The sequence below is a fragment of the Pontimicrobium sp. MEBiC01747 genome, from assembly GCF_053601635.1.
The window spans coordinates 1-4,385 of record NZ_JBSHNS010000396.1 but is presented as its reverse complement, the minus strand read 5'-3'; the positions used below and the strand labels follow the sequence as shown (position 1 = coordinate 4,385).

The following is a 4,385-nucleotide window of genomic DNA, read 5'->3' as shown; positions in this document are numbered from 1 at the left end:
GTTTGTGGTTGCTACTTTCAAGTCTTTATATCCTAACGAGGAAATAAATAAGGTATCTATATCACTATATAATTTTTTAGTGAATAGAAATTTACCATCATCATCTGCAAAAATACCATTACCGTTTCCAAATGAAATTGTAGCATAGGACACTGGTGTTTTTGTTTCAGAATCAAGAATACTTGTTTGTGCAGTACCAAATAGTGTAGATAGAACTATTAAACAAGTTATTATATTTTTTAACATAAGTCTTTTATTTATTTGAAGCATTTTATAGAGTATAACGTATAAGTTATATAAAATAGTCTCTTTAGTTGTTTTAATAATAAGAGTGATTAAATATATATATTATACTTGTAAAATTATAATTTAATAAAAAAGCAGTAATACTTAGTGTATTACTGCTTTTAAAACTTAGTGTTTATAGAGGTGTTAAGAAAATGATTAGTTGATTAGTCTAATTTTTTTGTTAATGTAAAGCCAGTAAATAACCCAACACCTGCCATTAAGAAAATGGTTCCAGGGAAAGCAACTTCTTCCTCTACACCTAAATTGTAATGTAAAATAGAAGCAATAAAAATACCAATACCAATACCCATTAATAATAAAGATAGGTTTAAAATAAGAACCTTCCATATAGGAGCTGCATGAGCTTTCCCTTTTATAAAAATGCTGGCATCTGCTCCTTTTTCAATAAGTGCCATGCGTTCTTTGTTTCTTGTAGAAAAATATAAATAAGCGATTCCAAAGATCGTCCCAAAGATTACTGTTAATACTACTACTTCCATAATTGTTTGTTTTTAATTGATTATTTTTAATGTGTTCTTAGCTTAAGACGATGGCTTTTTAATTATGGTTACAACTTTTTCAAAATATTTTTTTAACTCATATGTAACCGAAACTGTAAAAGTGTCGTCAAAAGCACAAATGACCATCAAAAACGATCAATATTATATAACTAAAGTATTAGAAGGCGATACCAGTGCTTTTAGCATTCTGGTAGAGCGTTATAAAGATTTAATATATACGTTAGCTTTAAGAATGATTAAAAATAGGGAAGAAGCAGAAGAGGTCTCTCAAGATACATTTATAAAAGTATATAAGTCGCTTTCCAAATTTAAAGGAGATTCTAAGTTTTCAACATGGATATATAAGGTTACTTACAATACTTGTTTAGATCGATTAAAAAAAATAAAAAGAACACAAAATACGGTTGCAATTAATGAGTTTACAGAGCATGAAGTAAAAACATTAGATAGCGCATTAGCTACTTTAGAAATAAAAGAACGTAAAGAGGCTATACAGAAGTGTATAAATATGTTACCGAGTAATGATAGTTTTTTATTAACCTTGTATTATTTTGAAGAACAGTCTTTAGATGAGATCGCCAAGATTGTTAACTTAAAACCTAATAATATTAAGATAAAATTATACAGGAGTCGAAAAAAACTTGCGTCTGTATTAAGAGCGCGTTTAGAACCAGAAATAATAGAGCATTATGAAAGAACAAGAAAATAAAGCGATTGATGCATTAGTGGATAAAATGATGAAAGCGGTCGATTTAAAATCACCATCTTTAGATTTTACATCACATATAATGTCTCAAGTTGAGGAATTATCTTCATCTCAAGTGACGCGCTATAAACCATTAATATCTAAATGGGTGTGGGGTATAATAGCTATAATAGTTATCTCCGTTTTAGGACTCTCTCTTAATGAGAATACTATTAATAATGAAACGATGTCTTGGTATAGTACTATAGACTTTAGTTTGTTATATAATAACTCGATATCTCAATTTTTTAATGGGATTACTATACCAAAAACATTATTGTATTCTGTTGTTTTATTTGGAGCAATGTTGGCTATTCAAATTCCATTACTTAAATATTATTTTAATAAACGTCTAAAAGTTTAGTAATAACTATTAATATATAGAAAAAGGAGGCTAATTACAGCCTCCTTTTTGGGTTAAAATACCAGTTATTTATTCCTTAATAACTTTATTTATATGTGTAGTTCCTTTGCTATCGGTTACTTTTATGATATAAATTCCTGCTTGAAATTTAGATAAATCTAACTCATGATTGGACACATTTTTTCTTTGAATAGTGTTGGTATACACCTGCGCACCATTAAAACTATAAACATTAATTGTAGCATTATCTAAAAGACTACTTTTTAATTTAATGTTTATAATACCTTTTGTAGGGTTAGGGTAGACCTTTAAACTATTTATGGTATCATCATTTAAAACAAGCTCTTCTTTAGTTTCGGTTTCTTCTTCACTTGCTCCTTGTTTTAACACAAAGTTTCCAGTACATCCTTCTATATGCGCTCTAAATTGAGAACCGTTTAAGGCATCAAAATCTGAGGTTAGTAATACTTCATTTCCAGCATGATAGACTGCATTAGCTCCAGATGCTATTGTGTTAGATGCTGTTATAGAGTTTACTGCTTCTTGATTATCTGTAGAAGCACTACTAACATTGGCTGTTATAGTTAAATCTGATGGGCAGCAAACACCAACACCTACAGCACACCATGCAGCTTTTACACTATTCCATTCCATAGAGCCAACACCATATAAATCTGCAGCGGCTTGTATAGAGAAGTTTTTAGCATCATTATAGTTACTGCTGGCACTTAGGTAAACACTTTCGGTTCTATATGCAATTTTTGCAGCTTTAGTAATACCTATTCCAGTTACACTATAAAAATCTGAATTATCATTAGTTCCAGAACCTCCTTGAGAAAGCAAATAAAACCAAAAATTATTTACACCGCTGTTAGTATGCACACCACCATGGTCTCCGCTTCCTGTGTACCAGTATGTTCCTAAATAAGTGTCTGGTTGATTATGGGCATTTGGATTAGATAATGAACGTATTACAAAATTAATATCCTCTCCTAATTCCCAAGTACTTTTTGTTGGGTCTGCAAAAAATTCTACACAAGCTCCCCATATATCAGAATAACTTTCGTTAAGAGCACCCGATTCGTAAGAATAAGTTAAGTTAGCAGTATGAGTACATACAGCATGGCCAATCTCATGAGCTGCAATGTCAATTGATGTTAATGGGTCTATAGAGGCATTACCGTCTCCGTATGTCATTACAGAACCATTCCAAAATGCATTAACATAGTTACTACTATAGTGTATATAACTTTTTATAATTGCTCCACTATTATCAAAACTATTTCTAGAATGTTCATTCAAGAAATAATCGTATGTCATTTCTGCACCCCAATGAGCATCTAATGCAGCATCATCTTTTTGAGAATTATGCCATTCTGAAGTTGTCCAATTATTATTGTTATCACTAAAATTAATAGCACTACCATACGAGGTTCCGTTGTTTAAATCATAGGTTTCTATTCCATTTCCTCTAGTTGCGTCTTTTAAAATATAACTTCCTGAAGCTAATGTTGTTTCTATTGATCTAGAACCACTGTAGCGTGTACTAGCTGTTCCTGTTACAAAAGGAGTTGGTTTTTTAGGAATGTTTGCTTTGTGTTTATTAGCATGTTTTATAATGCTATTTGTATGTATAATTTCTCCAGTAGTAGCACTTACATAAATATGAGCTCTGCTTAAAGGCACTAAACTATAAATATCAAATTTGTAAGCTAATTCATATTGATTTATTTCATTTTCTGAAAGAAAGTTTTTACAAATTACTAATTCTCCAACTTGACTATTATTTTCAGATAAGTACCATTGGTACATTTCGGAATCATCCCATATATATGTCTCGGCATTTACATAGCCAAGTGCCTTTTTAAATGCATCAGGCTCACTTATTTGTGGCTTTGTATCTAAGGACAGATTAGAAACAAATTCACCAGTAACTGATACCATTGCTTCATTTTTAAGATGCATTTTTAAGACAGAATGTTCTACTTTGATATTAGAATAGTATTGCTGATATTCTTTGTGTTTAAAACCATATGAATCATTGAAGGTTTTTGTATTTAAAAGACTATTATTATCAGATACATCAAATTTAGATTTTAGAACTTCCATTATATTACTGAAAGATTCTCCTTCTTCATTGAGTTCAATGAATATTTTTTTATGCTCAGCATTTTCCTGAGCATATATCGTGAGGGACAGTAAAAAGAGCATGCCCAGGGTTATATATCTTTTTTTAAGTTTCATAAGTTTAATTTTTTATTATTCTTTATCCTTTAATTCATAAACTAAACTCTTTAACTCATCAATTTGCTTTTGTTGGTCAATAATATATAATGTTAATTCTTCAATTTTTTCTTGCTGAATTCTAGACATATCACCTAATTCTATACCTTGTGATTCTACTGTATTTGCAGAAGGTACATTTGGTAAGTGTTTATTTTCTTTAATAAATGCTTCTACTTCTGCT

The 4,385-nt window shown here is 30.2% G+C and carries 4 protein-coding genes and 2 pseudogenes; 2 read left to right on the top strand and 4 right to left on the bottom strand.

Features of this window, described 5'->3' with window-relative positions; all coding sequences use genetic code 11:
* Together ACVC2P_RS12790 and ACVC2P_RS12785 are read right to left on the bottom strand one after the other, a co-directional pair.
* Positions 1–246 (bottom strand): annotated as a pseudogene (locus tag ACVC2P_RS12790) (hypothetical protein); the annotation flags it as partial.
* A 206-nt stretch (positions 247–452) separates the two neighbouring features.
* A complete protein-coding gene (locus ACVC2P_RS12785) occupies positions 453–788 on the bottom strand; it encodes a DUF6249 domain-containing protein (protein ID WP_452598855.1) in 336 nt (111 codons plus the stop codon).
* Between the two features lie 139 nt (positions 789–927).
* On the opposite strand from ACVC2P_RS12785, the gene ACVC2P_RS12780 reads away from it, so the two are divergent.
* Both ACVC2P_RS12780 and ACVC2P_RS12775 read left to right on the top strand, forming a co-directional pair.
* The gene (locus ACVC2P_RS12780; protein ID WP_452598856.1) at positions 928–1,518 is read left to right on the top strand and encodes an RNA polymerase sigma factor; all 591 of its coding nucleotides are present in this window, start codon (positions 928–930) and stop codon (positions 1,516–1,518) included.
* A complete protein-coding gene (locus ACVC2P_RS12775) occupies positions 1,499–1,918 on the top strand; it encodes a hypothetical protein (RefSeq protein WP_452598854.1) in 420 nt (139 codons plus the stop codon). Before ACVC2P_RS12780 ends, ACVC2P_RS12775 begins: the two co-directional genes overlap by 20 nt.
* 69 nt (positions 1,919–1,987) lie before the next feature.
* Here the strand turns inward: ACVC2P_RS12775 and ACVC2P_RS12770 are convergent, their stop codons facing one another.
* Positions 1,988–4,162 carry a M4 family metallopeptidase gene (locus tag ACVC2P_RS12770; protein ID WP_452598853.1) on the bottom strand — a complete coding sequence of 725 codons (2,175 nt, stop codon included), beginning with the start codon at positions 4,160–4,162 and terminating at the stop codon, positions 1,988–1,990.
* 15 nt (positions 4,163–4,177) lie between these two features.
* Positions 4,178–4,385, bottom strand: a pseudogene (locus tag ACVC2P_RS12765) (hypothetical protein); the annotation flags it as partial.

Coding starts and splice junctions, on each gene's coding strand:
- ACVC2P_RS12785 (WP_452598855.1), bottom strand. CDS start 788: ATGGAAGTAGTAGTATTAACAGTAATCTTTGGGACGATCTTTGGAATC.
- ACVC2P_RS12780 (WP_452598856.1), top strand. CDS start 928: ATGACCATCAAAAACGATCAATATTATATAACTAAAGTATTAGAAGGC.
- ACVC2P_RS12775 (WP_452598854.1), top strand. CDS start 1,499: ATGAAAGAACAAGAAAATAAAGCGATTGATGCATTAGTGGATAAAATG.
- ACVC2P_RS12770 (WP_452598853.1), bottom strand. CDS start 4,162: ATGAAACTTAAAAAAAGATATATAACCCTGGGCATGCTCTTTTTACTG.